This is a genomic window from Bacillus sp. F2HM (genome assembly GCF_019266135.1).
Classification (GTDB): Bacteria; Bacillota; Bacilli; order Bacillales; family Bacillaceae; genus Bacillus; species Bacillus safensis.
The window spans coordinates 324756-346807 of the sequence record NZ_LRMO01000011.1 but is presented as its reverse complement, the minus strand read 5'-3'; the positions used below and the strand labels follow the sequence as shown (position 1 = coordinate 346807).

Below are 22052 nucleotides of genomic sequence, written 5' to 3'. Positions count from 1 at the left end.
CTTGTCAATGAACGCTTCGTCTCATCAGGATATATTGCACGATGATCACCCTGATAATCGCAGCTGCTGGTACGGCTAAAATCATTCCAATTAAGCCAAACAGCTCCCCTCCTGCAAGCAAGACAAGCATAATGACGACAGGATGCATATGAAGACTTCGCCCTACAATGATCGGGCTTAGGACATTGCTCTCTAAAAATTGCAGCACCGCTACTGTGATCAATACAATGATGACCGATTTCACTGAGATGGTAAACGCAATAAAGATGGCAGGAACTGCGCCAATTATCGGTCCAAAATACGGAATCACGTTCGTTGCTCCTATCAGCATGCCAAGAACGAGCGGATACGGGATATGAAAAAGCCAAAGCACAATGGCCGCTGCACCCCCGATTAAAGAACAGACAAGCAGCTGCCCTCGAATATAATCACCAAGCGATTCATCCACTGCTTTGACAAAGGCATGCCCCCTCTTCCTAAATGACGGCGGCGTTAAATACCATGCCGCCCGCTTCATCGTGTTCATGTCTTTTACCATATAAAAAACAAGAAAAGGGATGAGTGCTGCGACTAATGCGTAATCGAATAAAACTTTACAGCTAAGAATCATCCGCTCAGCGCTATTGGCTGCATATGTCTCCGATTGAACAATGAAGCGGTCCAAGCGGTCATGAAGTCCGTCAGGCCAGTGGCTCGTATGATGATGAATATGTGATAAAGCGCCATTATACGTTTCAGCGATAACAGGAATTTGTTCTGACAGCTCATTTAACTGTGCGATCATAACAGGCGCTCCTTTATATACCGCAAAACCAATCCCGCCAAAAAACAAGACATAGATGAGTAAGAGACTGACTGTTCTCGGCAGCCCTCGTGCATGCAGTCTTTCCACAATCGGATAAAGCAGATAAGAAATAAAAATAGCGATGAGAAGCGGAATGAGAACCGCCTTCAGCAATAAAAAAACAGGCATCCATAACTCGTCGAGCTGCAGTAAAATGAGCAAGGATGCAAGGACAAGCAGGACCCCTGCAGCATATATTAGAAATTGGATCGGACGTTTCTTCACCTTTTTCACCTCTTTTCTTATTGTTTAACCATCTTCTGCAATTATCCACGTAAATAAAATTTGTCCTAACTTTGTTAAAAATGAATACACATGAAACATACAGCTCCATCCAAAGTCACTGTTTGCTGTAAAATCTCGTCAGAAAATATTCCATCATTTACTTTTTTTTACACAAGTTGTGCTAGAATCCACTTTAGCTTTAGCCAATGAAACACAAGAGGAGGTTCTTCATGATCACATTCGAAGAAGTCAACAAGCATTATGGCCAGTTCCATGTACTTAAGGACATGAACCTACATATTCAAAAAGGGGAGGTTGTTGTGATCATCGGTCCTTCAGGGTCTGGTAAAAGCACGATGCTCAGGTGTATCAATCGTCTTGAAAGCATTGATGCGGGAAAAGTTCTCGTCAACCAAGTGTCTGTTCAGCATCCGAAGACCAACATCAATCTTGTCAGGCAAAATATCGGAATGGTCTTTCAGCATTTTCACCTCTATCCGCATAAGACGGTACTTGAAAACATTATGCTTGCCCCGATGAAGGTCAAAAAAGTAAGCAAGGAAGAAGCAAAGGAAACAGCTGAATTTTATTTAAATAAAGTCGGCATTCCTGAAAAGGCAGACACCTACCCTTCACGACTCTCGGGCGGACAGCAGCAGCGCGTTGCCATTGCAAGAGGGCTTGCGATGAAGCCAGAGGTGATGCTTTTCGACGAACCGACATCTGCACTTGATCCAGAGATGATCGGCGAGGTATTAGATGTGATGAAGCAGCTGGCTCGTGAAGGAATGACTATGGTTGTCGTCACGCATGAGATGGGCTTTGCCCGCGAAGTGGCTGACCGTATTGTCTTTATTGATGAAGGCAGAATTCTTGAAGAATCAACACCGGCTGCATTTTATGAAAAACCGCAAGAGAAACGTGCTCAATTATTTTTAAGCCGTATATTAAATCACTAGGGGGAATGGTTTGATGAAAAAAATGAAACGCTTTGGCCTGCTGCTCTTTATGACTTGCTGCATCGCCGCTTTGGCTGCTTGTGGATCTACTGAAAAAGGGTCAACTGATGCAAAACAAGGAAGTTCTTTAGAAGCCATTAAGAAAGACAAAAAAATCATTTTCGGTGTAAAAAATGATACACGTTTATTCGGTCTAAAAAATCCGAGCAGCGGTGATATTGAAGGATTTGATATTGACATGGCAAAAGCCATCACAAAGGAAATACTCGGCGATGAAGGAAAAGCAGAATTTAAGGAAGTGACATCTAAAACAAGAATTCCTCTGCTTCAAAAAGGGGATATCCATGCGATTGTTGCGACCATGACAATTACAGAAGAGCGTAAAAAAGAAGTCAATTTCTCAGATGTTTACTTTGAAGCAGGACAATCACTGCTTGTGAAAAAAGGAAGCGACATTCAATCCATTGATGATCTTAAAAAAGGAACGAAGGTGCTGGCCGTGAAAGGATCTACTTCTTCTCAAAATATCCGCGAGAAAGCACCTGAAGCATCCGTATTAGAATTTGAGAACTATCAGGAGGCTTTTACAGCATTAAAATCAAACCAAGGGCAAGTGCTGACAACTGATAATGCGATCTTATTTGGTATGGCAGATGAAGATTCAAATTATGAAGTGGTCGGCGGCACTTTTACCGATGAGCCTTATGGCATTGCTGTGAAAAAAGGAGATCAAGAATTAACAGGTGCGATCAATAAAGCCTTAAAAACGTTAAAAGACAATGGAGAGTATGACAAGATTCTTAAAAAATGGATCAAAGAATAACATTTGATTCGTCAAGATCAATGCCTCAGGTGAGCCGCTCAAAGGCTCCCCTGTTGATCAGGAAGGAAGTGAACTGATTGCTGCGGTTTTCCATTCTCACTGAAAATTTTCATCTTTATTTAGAAGGCTTTAAATATACCCTTGGTGCAAGTGTCATTGCTCTGATTGGAAGCTTTTTGATCGGTACACTCATTGCCATTATGAGAATTGCGCCATTTAGGCCGCTCAACTGGTTCGGAACGGCTTATGTTGAATTTATTCGGAATATTCCGTTATTATTGATCACCTTTGTTTTCTTCTTTGGTTTACCGGTGCTGGGTATTGTAGCAGATGGCTTTACTGCTGGAACGATTGCTCTTGCCATTTATACGTCTGCCTTTATTGCTGAAGCCATTCGTGCAGGGATACAAGCTGTACCGCTTGGACAAATGGAAGCAGCCCGCGCCTCAGGTCTGTCATATGGCGGGACGATGCGGTATATCATTTTGCCGCAGGCGATTAAAATCGTCATTCCCCCTCTTGGGAATCAATTTATTAACCTTGTCAAAAACTCCTCGATTTTAGGAGTCATTGCAGGGTTTGATCTCATGTATCAAGGAGACCTCATTGCGTCTAGAACATTTGTAACGTTTGATGTCTACATCTTTGTTGCGATGTTCTATCTGCTATTAACCATTCCGCTCAGTCTAGGCGTCGGTTATTTAGAAAGAAGATTAGCAAGAAGCCACTAGAAAGGAGGAAACATCATGGATTTTATAGGTGCCTACCAGCCTGATCATCTCGCCTTTTTACTTGAAGGATTTGCTGTCACCTTAAAAGTGGCTTTTATCTCCATCATTTTGAGCTTTATCATTGGATTAGTCGTTGGTACATTACGGTTCGCTCAAATACCTGTTTTATCGAAGGTGCTTGCGGTAGTTGTAGAGACCATTCGAAACCTACCGCTTTTGCTGATCATCTTTTTCACGTATTTTGCATTGCCTGAGATCGGCATCAAGCTAAGCATCACAGCCTCTGCCATTGCAGCTTTAACCGTGTTTGAATCCGCGATGCTGTCAGAAATTATTCGGAGCGGTCTTAAATCAATTGATAAGGGTCAGATTGAAGCAGCCAGATCTTCTGGTTTAACCTATATTCAAACACTGAAAATGATTATTATGCCGCAGGCTCTGCGCCGAATGGTGCCGCCAATTGTCAGTCAGTTCATATCTCTTTTGAAAGATACGTCGCTTGCCGTTGTCATTGCGCTTCCAGAATTATTACATCACGCTCAAATATTAAACGGTCAAAGCCAATCCTATTTACTGCCGATTTTCCTATTGGCAGCTATGATGTATTTTGTCGTTAATTTCAGCTTATCCATTCTTGCAAGACGATTAGAATATAGGCAGGCATAAAAAGGACATCCGCTCTTGGCGGATGTCTCAGCGTATAGACCAGTTTGCTATTACGCTGAAAAAAACAAAGGGCTAAAATGAAGATCATTTTAGCCCTTTTTGTTTACATCATTCTCATAACACGTTTTCTTAGCTTTTTCATATCCCGCTTTGATGGCATATCATATCGGCTTGCAAAGTGATATGCGAGTGCACCTGCACCAAGCGTTAATAGTGAAGAAGTCATTTTGCCCATTCGAAATTCCCCCTTAACACTTATAGTTGAATTGAACGTTCATCGTCACTAAACAGATCATCTAAGCTGCTTAGTGTCCCGTCTTCCTCTACTTGGTGTGTAGATATTTTGCCTTTTGACAGCGTCAATTCAATAAAACAGCCCCAGCAATAATATTGATTGACCCCAATTTTTCCGATGTCTTTACATTTGCAATTTGGGCAAATGAGCATAATCAGCACCTCTTTACGTTCGGTTTAGAACCAGAGCTTCTTTTTGAACGTTCATCAAGGTTCCGGCAGCCTGCAGCTGTTTCCGAATCCCTGATAGCTCTGTAAAGAAGCCGTCCGAGAGTTCATATGCTACGATTGTGCCCGAATTTGAGCAAAAGTATACATCTTCCAAAATGCCTAAATTTTCACCATCAGGCGACTGCATCATTTTCTTTTTTAATTTCGAAAATAACAAGAATGGAGCAGAGGAATCCATGCCCACTCCCTCCTGGCAGCTCACATACAAACCTTTGTCTGTCAGCTGATCAAAAGCAGAAAATGGAACGAGTGCACAGTCTTTCTTTTTCCCCTCTAACACATATCCTCCGCAGCTGCCTCCGGCTAAAAAGCAAATATCTTTTATGGAACCAAGCGATTGGGACAGCTCACCTGCATAGATCGTCATTCCTTCAAGTTCTCGGCATGTTCTCAAAATGTGCTCAACCACCTTTTGCGGAACAGTCTTATCGTGTGCGTTTGATTCATGACTCATACGAAGAAATGGCTTCCATGAACGGAATGGGTGAAGTTCTTTTCACGCTAAAAGGCTTCCATATGGAAGCCTTCTACTCATGCATAAAATCAAATGGAGTGATTCCCTCCATGCCAATATTTGCGTCATGTACGCTAAACGGAAGCTCTTTTTGGAGCGCTTCAAGTTCTGCATCCATGATTTGTTCGGTTTGCACTAGCCGCATCGTTAAGGACGTTTGTCTGAGGGAATCCTCATTGTTTTTCACGCCCCACTCCAGCGCTGATTCCTCGCCGCACAGTATTAAAAACTTTTTACTGCGTGTAATGGCTGTGTACAGCAGATTCCGCCGAAGCATTCGGTAATAGCTCCTCACGACTGGCAGCACAACAATCGGGAATTCACTTCCTTGTGATTTGTGAATAGAGCAGCAATAAGCATGGGTAAATTGATGAAAATCTTTTTTTGTAAAGGTGATTTCATTTCCATCAAAGGAGATCACAGCCATGTCTTCTTTTTCTGTATTTTCTTTTGCATAAAAAATCGAGACAATTTCACCGATATCGCCGTTAAAAATGTTGTTCTCCGGCTGATTCACAAGCTGAAGCACCTTATCACCTGTCCGGTACACCACATCACCAAACGGGATTTCCCTGCCCTTTGGTTTTTTAGGATTCAAAATGTGCTGCAGCATTTTGTTGAGCTCATTGATGCCTGCTTTTCCTTTATACATCGGTGCCAGCACTTGAATATCCTTTGCCGAAAACCCTTTTTGAGCAGCATTGCTGACAACTTTCTCAATGACTTCTTTCATTTGATCAGCTGAACACTGAATGAAGGACCGATCCTTTGAGCGTGCAGTGATATCCTTTGGCAGCACACCATTTTTCATATCATGTGCAAGTTCAACAATGGTTGAGCCGTCTGCCTGCCGGTAAATATCTGTCAAGGTAACAGCCGGCACGGCTTTTGAGGCCAGCAAATCCCGTAAAACTTGGCCTGGTCCGACAGATGGCAGCTGATGTTCATCCCCTACCATAATCACTTGGATATGATCAGGAATCGCTTTAAACAAATGATTCGCCAGCCAAATATCCAGCATACTTGATTCATCAATGATGACAAGCTTTCCTTCAATCGGCTGTTCCTCATCATGAGAGAATCCCTCCGAACCATTCCAGCCTAGCAGCCGGTGAATGGTGACAGCTGGAAGCCCTGTTGATTCTGTCATCCGTTTAGCCGCCCGTCCAGTTGGTGCCGCAAGCACAAATGGGAAGGATTCATCTTTTTTATAATCACTTGGATCAAGAGATACACCGTGAAGATCACTGTAAAGCTCGACAATCCCTTTAATGACTGTTGTCTTCCCTGTTCCAGGCCCGCCTGTTAAAAGCAGCATAGGGGACATGAGTGCCTTTTGAATCGCTTCCTTTTGTGTCGGTGCATATTGGACGCCTAACCGCTCCTCCAGCTCGCCAAGTGCTAGCAGGAATTCTGATTCAGGAAATTGAACTGCATATTCTGTTTGGGAGACGATTTTTTGAATGCGTTTGGCGACACTTTGCTCCGCATAAAATAAGGATGGATGATAGCAGCGGTCATCTTCAATAATCATTTCTTTTCCTTCGCCAAGTGCAATGATCTGATTGGCAACATCCATTTCAGTCACTTTGTAATCATTGCCTGTTTGGTTGAGCAGCTTGCGGGTTTCGACGATCAAATCTTTCGTTTGTATGTACGTATGACCGTCCTGTAGACTGGCTGTCTCCACTGTATATAGCAAGGCTGCGCGAATCCGTTCTGGGTCATTTCCTGAGATGCCTGTTCTAGCGCCAAGCTCATCCGCCTTAATAAATCCGATTCCCTCAACATCCTTAACGAGCTGATAGGGATTTTCCTCTATTTTCTGCAGCGTTTCACTCTCGTATACTTGGTAAATCTTCATGCTGAGCTGCGGACCAAAGCCATACTGATTCAGGCTGATCATGATTTGTTCCAGCCCTTGATGCTCTTGAAGCGCTGCGGCAAGCTTATCCGCCTTCTTTTTTGATAAGCGCGGTACATCATACAAAACAGCTGGGTCACGCATAATCTTATGAAGCGTCTGATTGCCAAGCTGCCCCACGATTTCTTCAGCCGTCTTTTTCCCTATCCCCTCAAATAAATCACTTGAGAGATAATGTATGATTCCTTGCTTCGTTGTCGGTACTTCCTTTTGAAAATGAGTGGCCTGAAACTGTTCACCAAATTTCGGATGGCTTGTCACTTTGCCATAAAAGGTGTAGGTTTCCTCCTCATGAAGTGCTGGGAAGTAGCCTGTGACAGATGCTGTTTTTTCCTCTAAGTTTTCCGATGTTTCAATGACTTTTACCTTTAACACCGAGTATAAATTACTTTCATTATGGAAAATAACGGCTTGAATGATCCCCTTTAAAAACGGTTCGTCCTCAAGCTTCATTTGATCTGGATGTTCCTGCACAGGTCTTCCCTCCTTCCATCTATTCTGCCTCTTGAATCAGCTTTTGCGCATGTAGTGCCAGCATATGGTCAGGCTGCACGTCAATGGCTTTACCCAGCATCTCAAGTGCTTCGTCTTTTTTCTCTAAGTACGCATACGCAACCCCTAAATTATAAAAGGCATCTGCATGCTGCGGATCACGCGTGATGACTTCAGTAAAAGTTGTCACCGCTTCTTCCAGCATGTGTTCATTGGCTAAGCACATGCCAAATTGGAATCTTGCTTCATTATCTTCTTCGTTTAGTTCAACGGCTCGCTGAAGATACGGCATCGCAAGCTTTGGCTGCTCTAATTTGATGAGCGTCTGCCCGAGCATATAAAACAAATCACTATTTTCCATGCCGGCTTTTAGTGCTTGTTCAAAATAGTCTTTCGCTTTCATAAAGTCTTCTTTTAATGTATATACATTTCCTGCTCCATAATAGGCTGCAGCTGCGGTATGATCAAGTTCAATTGCTTTCTGAAAAAAGTTTAAAGCGCGTTCAAATTCATTGATACTTGAAAGTAAGTTCGCAAAGTTAATATATGGAACCGGGTCCTTCGGGCTTTCTTCGATCGCTTTTGTAAAAGCTTCAGCTGCTTTTTCGATATTCCCTTGATTCAAGGCTTCTATGCCGATTTCGTTATAATTCATTCGCTCTCTCATCCTTTCATTAAAAAACCTCAACAGCGACGTTGAGGTTTTGAAACATGCTACACATACGACAGCTTTTGACCATCTTTGAAGACATCGTCAATTGTACCGCCGCCAAGACATTCGTCGCCATCATAAAAAACAACCGCTTGTCCCGGGGTAACAGCACGAACAGGTTCATCAAAGATAACCATCGCTTCTTGCTCACCTGTCATTTTGACCTTCACATGGTGATCTTCTTGACGGTATCTGAATTTTGCTGTACAGGTTAATTCACCGTTTTCTCCGACAATATGAGGACGAGTCCAGCTGATATTAACAGCTGAAATGCTTTCAGAGTATAAAAGTGGATTGTGGAAGCCTTGTTCAACAAACAAGATGTTTTTCTCCAAGTCTTTTCCAACGACAAACCAAGGATCACCACTGCCGCCAATACCAAGTCCTTGGCGCTGACCGATCGTGTAATACATCAGTCCATCGTGCTCCCCTTTTACTTCTCCGTCCATTGTCTGCATCACACCAGGCTGTGCAGGCAAATATTGACTGAGGAACGTTTTAAAGTTTCTTTCTCCAATAAAGCAGATACCTGTTGAATCTTTTTTCGTTGCTGTTGCGAGCTCTGCTTCTTTTGCCAATTCACGAACCCTTTTTTTCTCTAAATCACCGATTGGGAACATGACTTTATCAAGTTGTTCCTGTGTCAGCTGATTTAAGAAATACGTTTGGTCTTTGTTTGCATCAAGACCTCGCAGCATTTTGACTTCATCACCAGTTCGATCAACACGAGCATAGTGTCCTGTTGCCAAATAATCCGCACCAAGTGACAATGCATGCTCAAGGAATGCCTTGAACTTAATTTCTTTGTTACACATGACATCTGGGTTTGGCGTTCTGCCCGCTTTATATTCATCAAGGAAATATTGAAACACTTTGTCCCAATATTGCTTCTCGAAATTCACTGCATAATAAGGGATTCCAATTTGGTTACATACGCGGATGACATCCTCATAGTCTTCCGTTGCTGTGCAGACACCATTTTCATCAGTGTCATCCCAGTTTTTCATAAATATGCCGATGACATCATAGCCTTGCTCCTTTAACATAAGAGCGGCAACTGATGAATCGACTCCTCCGGACATACCGACCACAACTCTTGTTTCTTCTGGTCTTTTTGTCATCTTCATCAACTCCAATTTCAATGAAACAACATGCGCGTTTCGTTCTTTAGGTGCTTTGCTGTTTCATTTTTCACACACGAACAAAAGGAAGCATTTATTTGGCAAGGCGTTTGACAACAGCCGCTATCTTACGTGCCGCCTGCTTCACATGATCCTCTTCATTCCCAAGACCGAAGCTTATTCTGACTGAGGATGTCAGCTCTTTTGCTTCTTCGCCATACATGGCGCTTAACACGTGCGAAGGAAGGACAGATCCAGCCGTACATGCCGATCCGCTTGAAACAGCAATTCCTTCCATATCTAAATTCACAAGCAGCGATTCAATGGAGACGCCCGGGAAATGAACATTTAAAATGTGCGGCAATGTCTCTTTCGGATGTCCATTGATAGAGAAATTGAGAGATTCCTCTTCGAATACTTGCAGCATGGTTTCTTTGAGCTTACCATAATGCATCGCTTTTTCTCTTCTATTTTGCTTCGTTAATTGAACAGCTTCTGCAAGCCCAACAATTCCTGCCACATTTTCAGTGCCAGCACGGCGCTTTCTTTCTTGTTCGCCTCCGAATATTTGCGGAGAAAGTTTCACGCCCTCGTTTACATATAAAAAGCCAGTTCCCATCGGACCATTCAGTTTATGGCCAGAAGCAGATAAAAGATCAATATGAAGGTCTGCTACATCGATTGGCATTGTTCCAAACGCCTGCACTGCGTCTGTATGAAAATGAGCAGAGTGATCACGCAGAAGTTCGCCAATGTCTTTAATTGGCTGAATCACACCTGTTTCATTATTGCCGTACATAACGGTCACAAGAATCGTATCATCTCTCAATGCTTGTTTTAATTGATCAAGATGAATCAATCCAGTTTTGTCCACATCTAAATATGTCACTTCAAATCCAAGTTTCTCTAGACGTTCACATGTATGCAGCACCGCATGATGCTCTGTTTTCACTGTGATAATATGTTTTCCTTCATGCTGTCTTGCCATGGCAACACCTGTAATTGCCAGGTTGTCCGCCTCGGTTCCACCGCTTGTGAGGATGATCTCCTGCGGCTTACAGTGTAATTCTCCTGCAATGACTTCTCTTGCTTCATCGAGCCACTTTCTTGCCTCGCGCCCATATGAATGAATACTAGAGGGATTGCCAAATATCTCTGTAAAGTACGGCATCATCTTGTCCACAATACGCTGATCCATCGGCGTAGTGGCCGCATGATCTAAATAGATTCGTTCCATTTCCGGTACACCTCTGATCTAAATATAGAACATATACGAGTCTTGATCCCCGTCATCTGTGTAGCTTGCCAAGTCTTCAAGAGTTGTATTGTCTAGTACGTCTTTTACTGCATCACGAATACGAATCCATAGTTCACGCTTTGCTGGTTCTTCGTTTTCGATGACTTCAACAGGACTAATGGGTCCTTCTAATACACGAATAATATCACCTGCTGTGATCTCGTTTGGTTCATGTGCAAGAACATAGCCGCCATACGCTCCGCGGATACTTTTTACAAGACGGGCATTGCGGAGTGGTGATACAAGCTGCTCTAAATAATGCTCAGACAAATCATTGTTTTGAGCGATTGATTTTAATGATGTAGGGCCTTCGCCATGTTTTTTGGCTAATTCGATCATGATCGTCAGACCATATCTGCCTTTAGTTGATATTTTCAAGTTAAACACCTCTGCGTTTTCTATTCTATGTCATCAATTATTTTTCTGATTTCATATACGCTGATATATAGACCAAAAGCAATTATATCATACTTTCAGCCAACTTTCATTTACGGGTTCTGAGCATGATAGAAGGACGAATCCCTTTTCTATTTGAAGAATTTTCGGTACTCTATACAAACAAGACATTGCTATAGGAGAGATAATTATGAAACCTTTAGCGTACCGGATGCGCCCAAGTCATATTGAAGACATTATTGGGCAGGAGCATCTTGTTGGGGAAGGTCAAATTATTAGGCGAATGGTCGAGGCAAAACATTTATCCTCGATGATTTTATACGGACCGCCGGGCATCGGCAAAACATCGATTGCAACCGCGATTGCTGGCAGTACAAGCATTGCTTTTCGAACGTTGAATGCGGTCATTCATAACAAAAAGGATATGGAAGCTGTTGCCGCTGAAGCGAAAATGAGCGGCCAGGTGATCCTTATTTTAGACGAAGTCCACCGGCTTGATAAAGGAAAGCAGGATTTTCTTCTTCCTTATTTAGAAAATGGCATGATCATTTTAATTGGGGCAACGACGGCTAATCCCTATCATGCGATCAATCCTGCCATTCGAAGCCGGACACAAATATTCGAGCTGAAGCCGCTTGAAACAGAGCAAATCAAAGCTGCGTTAACAAGAGCCTTACAGGATGAGCATCGCGGGCTTGGCGGCTATGAGGTGACAGTGGACGATGAAGCGATGAATCATTTTGCCAATGGATGCGGAGGAGACGTGCGTTCTGCTTTAAATGCACTCGAGCTCGCTGTCTTATCGACAAAAGCTGATGAGACAGGGCATATCACAATCACTCTTGCCGCAGCAGAAGAATGTTTACAAAAAAAGAGCTTCTCACATGACAAGAATGGTGATGCTCATTATGATGTCCTCTCGGCTTTTCAAAAATCCATTAGAGGATCTGATACAGATGCGGCGCTGCATTACCTTGCCAGACTGATTGAAGCTGGAGACCTTGAAAGCATTTCAAGGAGATTACTCGTGATGGCTTACGAGGACATTGGCTTAGCTAGTCCGCAGGCTGGCCCCCGCGTGTTAAGCGCAGTACAAACAGCAGAAAGAGTCGGCTTCCCAGAAGCACGGATTCCACTGGCGAACGCAGTGATTGAGCTGTGTCTTTCTCCTAAGTCTAATTCGGCATATAAGGCGATTGATGCGGCACTTGGTGACATTCGTACAGGGAAAATTGGAGAAGTTCCAGTTCATTTAAAGGATGCTCACTACAAAGGCGCCACAGCACTCGGAAGAGGCGTCGATTACTTATACCCACATGATTACGAAAACGGCTGGGTGAAGCAGCAATATTTACCTGATCCGCTGAAAAACAAGCAATACTATGTACCGAAGCAAACCGGAAAATTTGAAGGTGCATTGAAACAGGTCTATGAGAATTTAAAACGCCAGAAATAAAAAAAGCCCCCTGCATGTTAGCAGGCGGGCTGTTTATTTATCCTTCACACGAGTAATTGGAATATCTTTTAAAAGCTTCATAATGACATGACCACCCATGATCAGTCCGGCAACAGACGGAACGAACGCATTAGATGATGGCGGCATTTGCGCCTTGCGAATCTTCGCTTCATCATTTCCAACTTCTTTTCTGACATCTTCGCGAATGACAATTGGACTTTCGTCAGAGAAAATGACTTCAATTCCTTTACGAATCCCTTCCTTACGCAAACGTGTTCTCACAACTTTTGCAATAGGATCGGTATGTGTTTTTGAAATATCATCAATTTTGAAGCGTGTCGGATCTGTTTTGTTCGCAGCTCCCATACTTGAAATGATGTTCACACCTCGTTTCAGACACTCTTTCATTAAATGAATTTTATAGTGAATGGTATCTGAGGCATCAATGACATAATCAAGCGGATACTCAAAAAATTGTTCGTATGTTTCTTCTGTATAAAACATCTTCAGCGCAACAACTTCACATTCTGGGTTAATATCAGCGATTCTCGCCTGCATTAAGTCAACCTTTGGCTGGCCAACTGTTGATAGCAATGCTGGAAGCTGACGGTTTACATTTGTAATATCAATATCATCTTTATCAACAAGAACAATACGGCCAACGCCTGAACGCGCGAGTGCCTCTACTGCGAATGAACCAACGCCGCCCACACCAAGCACTGCAACTGTACTGTTTTTTAGTATATTTAAGCCTTCCTTGCCAATGGCAAGCTCGTTTCTTGAAAACTGATGTAACAAGTGCCTCACTCCACCTTTATTTAAAATGAATCGAAAGAATCATATCATATTCAGACTTCTCCGTCATCCTTCTCTAAAAGAAAAAAACACAAAAAAGTCCCGATGACGCCGCCAGCATTTCCTTCGTTTTGAACCCCGCACCATGCAGGTGGGTGCTTTCTCCCTGACTTTATAAGTCCTCTAAAGAGGCATTTATGCAGAAAGGAAAGGCAAGCTCCCGTATAAAAAAATGTTCGGTCAAAACTAGGTAACCACCGTACGTATCAGGACTTTATTTATTGATTGATGAAAGCATATCATAGGCATATTTCTTTTTCAAGCGTTTACATACCTATAAACATGCGCCTATTTTACTGTTTTACTTTTGTTTTAATCGCTAAACTCAGCTCATCAAGCTGCGCCTCGCTTACATGGCCAGGGGCATCTGTAAGAACGCAGCTCGCACTTGCCGTTTTCGGGAATGCAATCGTATCTCTTAAGTTAGAGCGGCCTGCAAGCAGCATCACTAAACGGTCAAGCCCAAGCGCAATTCCGCCATGCGGAGGAACACCATGCTCAAACGCATCCAGCAGGAAGCCGAATTGTTCGTAAGCTTCTTCTTTTGAAAAACCAAGTAAGCCAAACATCTTTTCTTGAATGTCCTTTTCGAAAATACGAATAGAACCTCCGCCAAGCTCGTAGCCATTCAGCACAAGATCGTAAGCCTGGGCCTTCATGTCTTCTGGGCTTGTTTCAATTAATTCAAGATCATCGCGAACCGGCATTGTGAATGGATGATGGGCAGCATAGAAGCGGCCTTCTTCTTCATCCTTTTCAAGCAGCGGCCAATCGACAACCCATAAGAAATTGAATACAGACTCATCAATCAGTTCAAGCTCTTTACCAAGTTTTAAGCGAAGTGCACCAAGCGCATCATGGACAACAGACGTCTTATCTGCAACAAAGAGTAAAAGGTCGCCTTCTTCAACTTGCAGCTGTTCTTTTAATTCAGCTTGCTTTACTTCATCAAAGAATTTAGCGATCGGACCTTTTAATTCAGTCCCTTCTGCTTTTAGCCAAGCTAGACCTTTTGCACCGTAGTTCGCAGCAAATGCACCGAGTGCATCAATGTCTTTTCTTGAGTAGTACGCTGCAGCCCCTTTTACATTGATGGCTTTCACAGCTCCACCATTTTTCACAGCTCCGCTAAACACTTTGAAATCGGAGTCTTTTACCGTGTCTGAAATGTTCACTAGCTTCATCTCAAAACGTGTATCCGGCTTATCAGATCCATAAGAATTCATCGCTTCATCGTATGTCATACGAGGTAATGGCAATGTAAGGTCTACACCTTTGACATCTTTCATCACCTTCGCCATCATCTCTTCAGCAAGCGTCATGATGTCCTCTTGACTCATAAAGGACATTTCAATATCGACTTGTGTAAATTCCGGCTGACGGTCAGCACGCAAGTCTTCATCTCTAAAACAGCGGGCAATTTGATAATAACGGTCCATCCCAGAAACCATCAGCAATTGTTTAAATAATTGCGGTGACTGCGGCAGTGCATAAAATTCTCCCTCGTGTACACGGCTTGGAACAAGATAGTCACGCGCACCTTCTGGCGTACTTTTCGTTAAAATTGGCGTTTCAATGTCTAGAAAGCCGTTGTCGTCTAAGAAATGGCGGAATGCTTTTGTGACTTCATGTCGCATTTTCATTGTTTCAAACATTGCAGGGCGGCGAAGATCCAGGTAACGATATTTTAAACGAACATCTTCTGATACCTCGTCTGCCTGATCTGAAATCACAAATGGAGGAGTCTTCGCTTCATTTAAAACGGTGACCGTTTCGACTTGAATTTCAATTTTGCCCGTTTTTAAATTTGGATTGATCGTTGCTTCTTCTCTTGCGACAACCGTTCCTTTAATATCAAGGACATATTCATTACGAATTGATTCTGCTGTCTCAAGCGCCTCTTTTGATAAGTCTGGATTGAAGACAACTTGTACAATACCTGTACGGTCGCGCAAATCAATAAAGATTAATCCGCCTAGGTCACGCCTTTTTTGAACCCATCCTTTTAATACAACTGACTGACCAATTTGGTCTTCTGTTACTTCTCCACAATAAAAAGTTCTACCAAACACAAACATTCCACTCCTTCTTTACGCTTTCTGGTGGGCCTTCAACATTTGAATCAGCTTATCAAGCTTCACTTCAATTTGTTCACCCGTTGTTGTATCTTTCACATTCACAATTTGCTGCGCTAGCTCATCTTCACCAAGAACTGCAATAAATTTGGCTTTTAATCGATCAGCCGCTTTAAATTGTCCTTTTAATTTCTTCCCTGTATAGTCCATTTCACTTGAGATACCTTCTTTTCTCAGACGGTTTAATAATGAAACAGAATAATCCTTCGCTTCATCTCCGAGAGCAGCAATGTATAGATCAATACCATCCTGGAGAGGAAGCTCAATTCCTTCAGCATCGATCGCAGATAAGAAACGCTCAATACTCATCGCAAATCCGATCCCTGGTGATTCAGGACCGCCAATTCCTTCAACGAGTCCATCATAACGGCCGCCGCCGGCTAATGTTGTAATCGCACCAAAGCCTTCTGCATTACTCATGATCTCAAATGCTGTGTGATTGTAGTAATCAAGACCGCGCACTAAATTTGGATCGACGACATACTCAATGCCTATATCTGATAAGTATTGTTTGACCTTTTCAAAATACGTCCGTGATTCTTCATTTAAGTAATCTTGAATGGATGGAGCGGTTGTCATCAGTTCATGATCACGATCCTTTTTACAATCAAGAATACGCAGCGGATTTTGATGTAAACGCGTTTGACAGTCGTGACAGAATTCCTCAATTCTTGGCTCAAAGTGCTTGACCAGTGCTGTGCGGTAGTCTGCACGGCTCTCCTTGTCACCAAGGCTGTTAATGACGAGCTTTAAGTTAGAAAGACCTGCTTTCTCATACACACTCATCGCAAGCGAAATGACCTCTGCATCAATAGCAGGATCCTTGGAACCAATCGCTTCTATCCCAAATTGATAAAATTGACGATATCTTCCGGTTTGCGGACGTTCATAGCGGAACATTGGTCCGATGTAATAAAGCTTTGTTGGCTGAGCCGGCTGTGCGAACAATTTATTTTCAACATAAGAGCGTACAGTTGAAGCTGTTCCCTCTGGACGAAGTGTGATGCTGCGTCCTTTTTTGTCTTCAAATGTGTACATCTCTTTTTGAACGATATCAGTTGATTCGCCTACTCCCCGTGCAAACAGCTCAGTATGCTCAAAAATCGGTGTGCGGATTTCTTTGTATTGAAAGGCTGCACATGTATCTCTCGCAATTTGTTCAACATACTGCCAGCGTTCTGACTCTCCAGGTAAAATATCCTGTGTGCCTCTTGGAATATTAAAACTCATTTTTCGTCCTCCTACGACCATCATTCATTTTTTATGTGGACATATAAAAAACCCCCGCCTCTACTATGTGTATAGTAGGGACGAGAGTTATACCCGTGGTGCCACCCTAGTTGGAACATGAATAAGCATGTTCCCGCTCAAATCCTTAACGCAGATTCACGTTCTCCGCCTATTGACTCATTTTCAGAGCGTTCAGCAGGAAACCTACAGAGTGTTCTTTCGTGATAAATGCCATGCGGATTCGCTTTCAGCCTCAGGCGAGTCCTCTCTGCTCACGCAATTTATCCTACTATTCTCTATCATCAGTTCCACATTTTAAATTTTCAAGTGTGTTGATTTATATTATAATAAGGTCGGTGCTGCCACTCTGTCAACCCTTGCCGTGCCTCTTTTTCTTTTCCAGCTCTTCTTTTGACGTACATCCGTATTCAGATGCGGTCTCTTCAAGGAAGCCTGGCTGATCCATTTCGTCGTGCTGCCAGCGGTCGATATCACGATGTCCATTATATTGCACTCGTCCTAATTTTCTGCTTAATCTCATGTTTGTACATCCTTTTATCACATTTTTATTTAGTATAAACAGATTGATTCATTTTTATTAGGAAAACTGCAAGGAATTCATCCACTACATAACGAATTAACATTCATCGGTTTTACAAGGGAGGGGAAAACACCGTTTTGAATCTGAAAAAACACAATCAAATGATGATGCTGCTTACTTGTTTTGTTCTCATCGCGAGTTCTTTGCCTATGACACATGCTACAGCACAAACAGATCAAGCTGTGGTCGCAACAGATGAAATCAATGTGAGAACGGGCCCTGGTTTAAGCTATGGAATTGCAGCTGTTGTGAAACGCGGCGAAAGTTATCCTATTCTCACAGAACAAGGAGAATGGGTGCAGATCCAATTATCAAACGGACAAAAAGGCTGGGTCGTCTCATGGCTGATTACCACATCATCCGGCGCTCAAAAATCCGCGAAGCCAAAGGCGCAAGGTCAAAGCACGGCTGGAGGCAGTACAATTACATCGACAGCTTCCGATCTTCGCATCCGGACAGGCCCTGGGACTTCCTATCAAGTGATTGGTACTTTCCCGCAAGGCGCTACCGCTAAAAAGCTCGAGACAAGCGGCGAATGGACGAAAATTTCGTATAAACAAGCAGAAGGCTGGGTTCACTCTGATTATGTTTCAGGGGGGCAGAAAACTTCTCAATCAAGCTCCGGCGAGTCCTCTCGCTCTAACCAGACAGGTACAGTTGGCGTATCGAGCTTGAATGTAAGGCAATCGGCCGCACCAAATGCACAAGTCGTCGCTTCACTTGCACGCAACACACAGATCACCATTTTGCGAGAGCAGAACGGCTGGTATGAAATTGAGGGCAAAGGCGTAAAAGGCTGGGTTGCAAGCTATTACATTGTCACAGGCAAAGGAGCAGGCTCTGCACCTGAAAAGAGTTCATCCTCTTCGGCTTCTGAGCAAAAAGCGTACATTGTCTATGACGGCACCAACATTCGAAAAAGCGCTTCTACCTCTGCTGGGATTGCAGAAAGAGCAACAAAAGGAGCTGCCTATCAAATCGTTCGGACGCAAGGCGACTGGTACGAGGTGACACTATCAAACGGCGGAACTGGCTATGTGGCGAGCTGGGTCGTTCAAACGAAGAAAAATAGCGGCGAAGCGCCAAGACCTCAGCAGGATTCATCGTCTGGAACTGGTTCTTTAAAAGGAAAAACGATTGTTCTTGATCCTGGTCATGGCGGAAAAGACAGCGGCACAATTGGCGCAGACGGTGCTTTTGAAAAGAACCTCACAATCAAAACCGCCAATTTACTTGCAGGCAAATTAAGGGCTTCTGGTGCAAATGTATATTTAACAAGAAGTGATGATACCTTTATCAGCCTCCAATCAAGGGTGGCAACATCTCATTACCGAAATGCAGATGCATTTATTAGTCTTCATTATGATAGCTTTATGGACCAAAGTGTTAGAGGAAGTACAGCGTATTATTATCAAGCAGCAAAAGATCAGCAGTTAGCGTCAAGCGTTCATTCCGAAGTCGCAAAACGCTCTCAAATCCCTGATAAGGGTGTCAAATTCGGAGATTACTTTGTTTTAAGAGAAAACAAACGCCCTTCCCTTTTATATGAACTCGGGTACTTAAGCAATCCTCAGGAGGAAGCGATCATTTATAGCGCCTCTTACCAAGAACGAGTCACAGAAGGAATGACTGAAGGATTAAAACAATATTTCCGTTAAAAAGAAAGAGGCCTCTGCGCCTCTTTTTTGTTTGACCGCAAAAGAAAAAGACTCTAAACAAACTCCCGCATGAGTTCATCTACAGTCTAAAGAGAATCTATTCTTTGCTGTCCATCAAGATCGTGACCGGTCCTGAATTGGTCAATGACACGTCCATCATCGCACCAAAACGGCCAGTTTCGACATGGATGCCTTTTTCTCTAAGGGTATTATTGAAACATTCGTAAAGCGAATTGGCTGCATCCGGCTTGGCGGCTTTCATAAAATTCGGCCGTCTGCCCTTTCTCGTATCACCATAAAGGGTAAATTGAGATACAGACAGAACGCTTCCTTTTATGTCCAATAATGAACGATTCATTTTCCCATTTTCATCTTCAAAAATACGTAAATGTGCAAGCTTTTCAGCTAAGTAAAGCACATCTTCTTCTGTATCTTCGTGTGTGACACCAACAAGCACCATATAACCTTCGTTGATGGCACCTGTGATCTCTTCTTCTACCTTCACAGATGCATTTGTCACACGCTGCACAACAAGCCTCATAGACGATATACTTCCTTTCTAATTCATGAATCGGCGAACAGAGTAAATGTCTTTGATTTGTTTAATGCGTTCGACCACTTTGTGCAAATGATTAATATTTTGGATAAAGATCGCCATATGGATCGTCGCCACTTTGTTACGATCAGACTTCCCAGAAACAGAGGAGATGTTCGTTTTGGTTTCGTTGACGGCTTGAAGCACCTCATTGAGTAAGCCGCGTCTATCATATCCTAATATTTCAATTTCCACATTGTATTCTTTACGGTTTTGAGCAGGCTGCTCATGCTCCCACTCGACCGGAATTAACCGCTCCTGCGCTTCTCCTGTCTTTACGTTCGGACAGTCGTCGCGGTGAACAGATACGCCTCGACCCTTCGTAATAAAACCGACAATGCTATCACCAGGAACAGGATTACAGCACTTAGATAAGCGGACAAGCAGGTTATCAATCCCTTTGACCCTTACGCCAGCTTCCCGTTTTTTCCCGTGATACGTCTTTGGTTCCACCGTCACTTCTTGAACGGTTTTCTCTTGCTCTTCTTGGTCTCTTTGTTTTCTTTCTTTTTCCGTTAAACGATTGGCGACCTGCAGTGCAGTAATGCCGTTATATCCAACAGCTGCATACATGTCCTCTTCGTTTGAAAAATTAAATTTGTCAGCCACTTTTTGCAGATTTTCAGCGGTCAGAATGTCTTTGACATCAAACTCAAGGTTTTTGATTTCTTTTTCCACGAGCTCTCGGCCTTTTTCGACATTTTCTTCACGGCGCTGTTTTTTGAAAAACTGTCTGATCTTGTGCTTCGCTTGGGAGGTTTGGGCAAGCTTGACCCAATCCTGACTTGGCCCGTAGCTGTGCTTTGATGTCAGAATTTCAATAATGTCACCTGTTTTTAGTTTGTGATCGAGTGTGACCATCTTGCCATTGACCTTGGCACCGATCGTTTTATTCCCAATTTCCGAGTGAATCCGGTAAGAGAAATCAATCGGAACTGAGCCCGACGGCAGTTCAATGACGTCTCCTTTTGGCGTAAACACAAATACCATATCAGAGAAGAGATCGATCTTTAACGACTCCATAAATTCTTCTGCATCTGTGGATTCGTTTTGGAATTCAAGAATTTCTCTAAACCAAGAGAGCTTCTTTTGGAAGACCGCTTCTTCCGTTGATTCTGCTGACTCTTTGCCTTCTTTGTATGCCCAGTGTGCCGCAATCCCGTATTCTGCGATTTCATGCATTTCCACTGTACGGATCTGAACTTCAAGCGGATCACCTTTTGGTCCAATCACCGTTGTATGAAGAGACTGGTACATGTTCGGCTTTGGCATCGCAATATAATCCTTAAACCTGCCTGGCATCGGCTTCCAGCATGTATGGATAATTCCGAGCACCGCATAACAGTCTTTAATGCTGTCGACCAAAATACGAACGGCAAGCAGATCATAAATTTCATTAAACTGCTTATTTTGCAAGACCATTTTGCGATAAATGCTATAAATATGTTTTGGTCTGCCGGAAAATTCGGCCTTGATGTTCACCTCAGACACGCGGTCTTTTACTTCATTGACAACCTCGTCCAAGTATTCCTCACGTTCCGCTCTTTTGCGCTTCATCAGATTCACAATCCGGTAATATTGCTGCGGATTTAAATAGCGGAGTGCTGTATCTTCAAGCTCCCACTTAATCTTTGAAATCCCTAATCTGTGTGCAAGCGGTGCAAAGATTTCAAGTGTTTCATTTGAAATTCTCCGCTGCTTTTCCTGCGGAAGATGCTTGAGCGTTCTCATATTATGAAGACGGTCTGCCAGCTTAATCAAGATCACACGGATATCCTGCGCCATTGCAACAAACATTTTTCGATGGTTTTCAGCCTGCTGTTCTTCTTGTGATTTATATTTAATCTTCCCGAGCTTTGTGACACCATCAACAAGCATTGCTACTTCTTCGTTAAAATGCTCTTTTAAATCCTGTAATGTCACATCTGTATCCTCAACTACATCGTGCAGGAAACCGCCTGCAATGGTTGATGGGTCCATTTCAAGATCAACAAGAATACCCGCCACTTGAATTGGATGGATAATATAGGGCTCACCAGATTTCCGGTATTGCTCCTTGTGTGCATTTTCAGCATATTCATATGCTCGCTCTATAAATTGAATATGTTCAGCGGACAGGTATTCTCTTGCCTTGTCAATGACCTGCTGCGCCGTTAAAACTTGTTCGTTCGCCATGGAATCACCTTTTTAAATGAAAACTGTATTGTAGTTTATTATCAAGAAAAATTCGATAGATGTAAAGAGAAGAAGTCCGCTAAAAGATTTTTGATAGGAAAAAAGCACCCTTCTTACT

21 protein-coding genes, 1 other RNA gene and 1 other annotated feature are annotated in these 22052 nt (G+C 43.0%); of the genes, 6 read left to right on the top strand and 16 right to left on the bottom strand.

Annotated features, from left to right (window positions below):
- Positions 1-4: 4 nt before the first annotated feature.
- Positions 5-1069 (bottom strand): AI-2E family transporter, encoded by a 1065-nt coding sequence (locus tag AWT60_RS08720; RefSeq protein ID WP_024423115.1) that lies wholly within the window; start codon positions 1067-1069, stop codon positions 5-7.
- A gap of 230 nt (positions 1070-1299) precedes the next feature.
- Here AWT60_RS08720 and AWT60_RS08715 point away from each other — a divergent pair, with 230 nt between their 5' ends.
- From AWT60_RS08715 to AWT60_RS08700, 4 genes are all read left to right on the top strand, one after another.
- Positions 1300-2028, top strand: coding sequence for an amino acid ABC transporter ATP-binding protein (locus tag AWT60_RS08715; protein WP_076840408.1), 729 nt, complete (start codon positions 1300-1302; stop codon positions 2026-2028).
- Positions 2029-2041: 13 nt separating this feature from the next.
- Positions 2042-2851 (top strand): transporter substrate-binding domain-containing protein, encoded by an 810-nt coding sequence (locus AWT60_RS08710; protein WP_218677137.1) that lies wholly within the window; start codon positions 2042-2044, stop codon positions 2849-2851.
- 77 nt (positions 2852-2928) lie between these two features.
- A complete protein-coding gene (locus AWT60_RS08705; RefSeq protein WP_218677136.1) occupies positions 2929-3582 on the top strand; it encodes an amino acid ABC transporter permease in 654 nt (217 codons plus the stop codon).
- Positions 3583-3597: 15 nt separating this feature from the next.
- Positions 3598-4248, top strand: a complete 651-nt coding sequence (locus AWT60_RS08700; RefSeq protein ID WP_024427867.1) for an amino acid ABC transporter permease — start codon at positions 3598-3600, stop codon at positions 4246-4248.
- A gap of 103 nt (positions 4249-4351) precedes the next feature.
- Here AWT60_RS08700 and AWT60_RS08695 read toward each other — a convergent pair whose 3' ends face one another.
- The 8 genes from AWT60_RS08695 to cymR form a co-directional block, all read right to left on the bottom strand.
- Positions 4352-4483: a YrzQ family protein gene (locus AWT60_RS08695; protein ID WP_003216198.1), complete on the bottom strand. Its 132-nt coding sequence runs from the start codon at positions 4481-4483 to the stop codon at positions 4352-4354.
- A 20-nt stretch (positions 4484-4503) separates the two neighbouring features.
- Positions 4504-4695 (bottom strand): hypothetical protein, encoded by a 192-nt coding sequence (locus AWT60_RS08690; protein ID WP_003216308.1) that lies wholly within the window; start codon positions 4693-4695, stop codon positions 4504-4506.
- Between the two features lie 13 nt (positions 4696-4708).
- Positions 4709-5227, bottom strand: coding sequence for a PRC-barrel domain-containing protein (locus AWT60_RS08685; protein WP_218677135.1), 519 nt, complete (start codon positions 5225-5227; stop codon positions 4709-4711).
- Between the two features lie 73 nt (positions 5228-5300).
- Positions 5301-7685 (bottom strand): SF1B family DNA helicase RecD2, encoded by a 2385-nt coding sequence (gene recD2, locus AWT60_RS08680; protein ID WP_218677134.1) that lies wholly within the window; start codon positions 7683-7685, stop codon positions 5301-5303.
- Positions 7686-7704: 19 nt separating this feature from the next.
- The gene (locus tag AWT60_RS08675) at positions 7705-8358 is read right to left on the bottom strand and encodes a tetratricopeptide repeat protein (RefSeq protein WP_076840407.1); all 654 of its coding nucleotides are present in this window, start codon (positions 8356-8358) and stop codon (positions 7705-7707) included.
- Positions 8359-8417: 59 nt separating this feature from the next.
- On the bottom strand, positions 8418-9536 hold the full coding sequence (gene mnmA / locus AWT60_RS08670; protein WP_041107037.1) for a tRNA 2-thiouridine(34) synthase MnmA: 1119 nt from the start codon (positions 9534-9536) through the stop codon (positions 8418-8420).
- A gap of 94 nt (positions 9537-9630) precedes the next feature.
- Entirely contained in the window at positions 9631-10773 is a 1143-nt protein-coding gene (locus tag AWT60_RS08665; RefSeq protein WP_076840406.1) for a cysteine desulfurase family protein, read from the bottom strand.
- An 18-nt stretch (positions 10774-10791) separates the two neighbouring features.
- Complete coding sequence (gene cymR / locus AWT60_RS08660; protein ID WP_024423125.1) at positions 10792-11211, bottom strand: cysteine metabolism transcriptional regulator CymR; 420 nt, start codon at positions 11209-11211, stop codon at positions 10792-10794.
- A 208-nt stretch (positions 11212-11419) separates the two neighbouring features.
- Here cymR and AWT60_RS08655 point away from each other — a divergent pair, with 208 nt between their 5' ends.
- On the top strand, positions 11420-12685 hold the full coding sequence (locus AWT60_RS08655; protein WP_076840405.1) for a replication-associated recombination protein A: 1266 nt from the start codon (positions 11420-11422) through the stop codon (positions 12683-12685).
- 33 nt (positions 12686-12718) lie between these two features.
- Here AWT60_RS08655 and AWT60_RS08650 read toward each other — a convergent pair whose 3' ends face one another.
- From AWT60_RS08650 to AWT60_RS08630, 5 genes are all read right to left on the bottom strand, one after another.
- On the bottom strand, positions 12719-13483 hold the full coding sequence (locus AWT60_RS08650) for a tRNA threonylcarbamoyladenosine dehydratase (protein WP_024423127.1): 765 nt from the start codon (positions 13481-13483) through the stop codon (positions 12719-12721).
- Between the two features lie 92 nt (positions 13484-13575).
- Positions 13576-13756: non-coding RNA, 6S RNA (gene ssrS, locus AWT60_RS08645), on the bottom strand.
- Between the two features lie 77 nt (positions 13757-13833).
- Complete coding sequence (aspS, locus tag AWT60_RS08640; protein ID WP_218677133.1) at positions 13834-15612, bottom strand: aspartate--tRNA ligase; 1779 nt, start codon at positions 15610-15612, stop codon at positions 13834-13836.
- A gap of 18 nt (positions 15613-15630) precedes the next feature.
- Entirely contained in the window at positions 15631-16905 is a 1275-nt protein-coding gene (gene hisS, locus AWT60_RS08635) for a histidine--tRNA ligase (protein ID WP_218677132.1), read from the bottom strand.
- Positions 16906-16978: 73 nt separating this feature from the next.
- Positions 16979-17217: a binding site (T-box leader), on the bottom strand.
- Between the two features lie 58 nt (positions 17218-17275).
- Positions 17276-17446, bottom strand: a complete 171-nt coding sequence (locus AWT60_RS08630) for a YrzK family protein (RefSeq protein WP_003216250.1) — start codon at positions 17444-17446, stop codon at positions 17276-17278.
- A gap of 137 nt (positions 17447-17583) precedes the next feature.
- On the opposite strand from AWT60_RS08630, the gene AWT60_RS08625 reads away from it, so the two are divergent.
- The gene (locus AWT60_RS08625; protein ID WP_218677131.1) at positions 17584-19164 is read left to right on the top strand and encodes an N-acetylmuramoyl-L-alanine amidase family protein; all 1581 of its coding nucleotides are present in this window, start codon (positions 17584-17586) and stop codon (positions 19162-19164) included.
- A 97-nt stretch (positions 19165-19261) separates the two neighbouring features.
- Here AWT60_RS08625 and dtd read toward each other — a convergent pair whose 3' ends face one another.
- Entirely contained in the window at positions 19262-19705 is a 444-nt protein-coding gene (dtd, locus tag AWT60_RS08620; RefSeq protein ID WP_076840402.1) for a D-aminoacyl-tRNA deacylase, read from the bottom strand.
- An 18-nt stretch (positions 19706-19723) separates the two neighbouring features.
- On the bottom strand, positions 19724-21934 hold the full coding sequence (locus AWT60_RS08615; RefSeq protein ID WP_034279902.1) for a RelA/SpoT family protein: 2211 nt from the start codon (positions 21932-21934) through the stop codon (positions 19724-19726).
- Between the last annotated feature and the right edge of the window lie 118 nt (positions 21935-22052).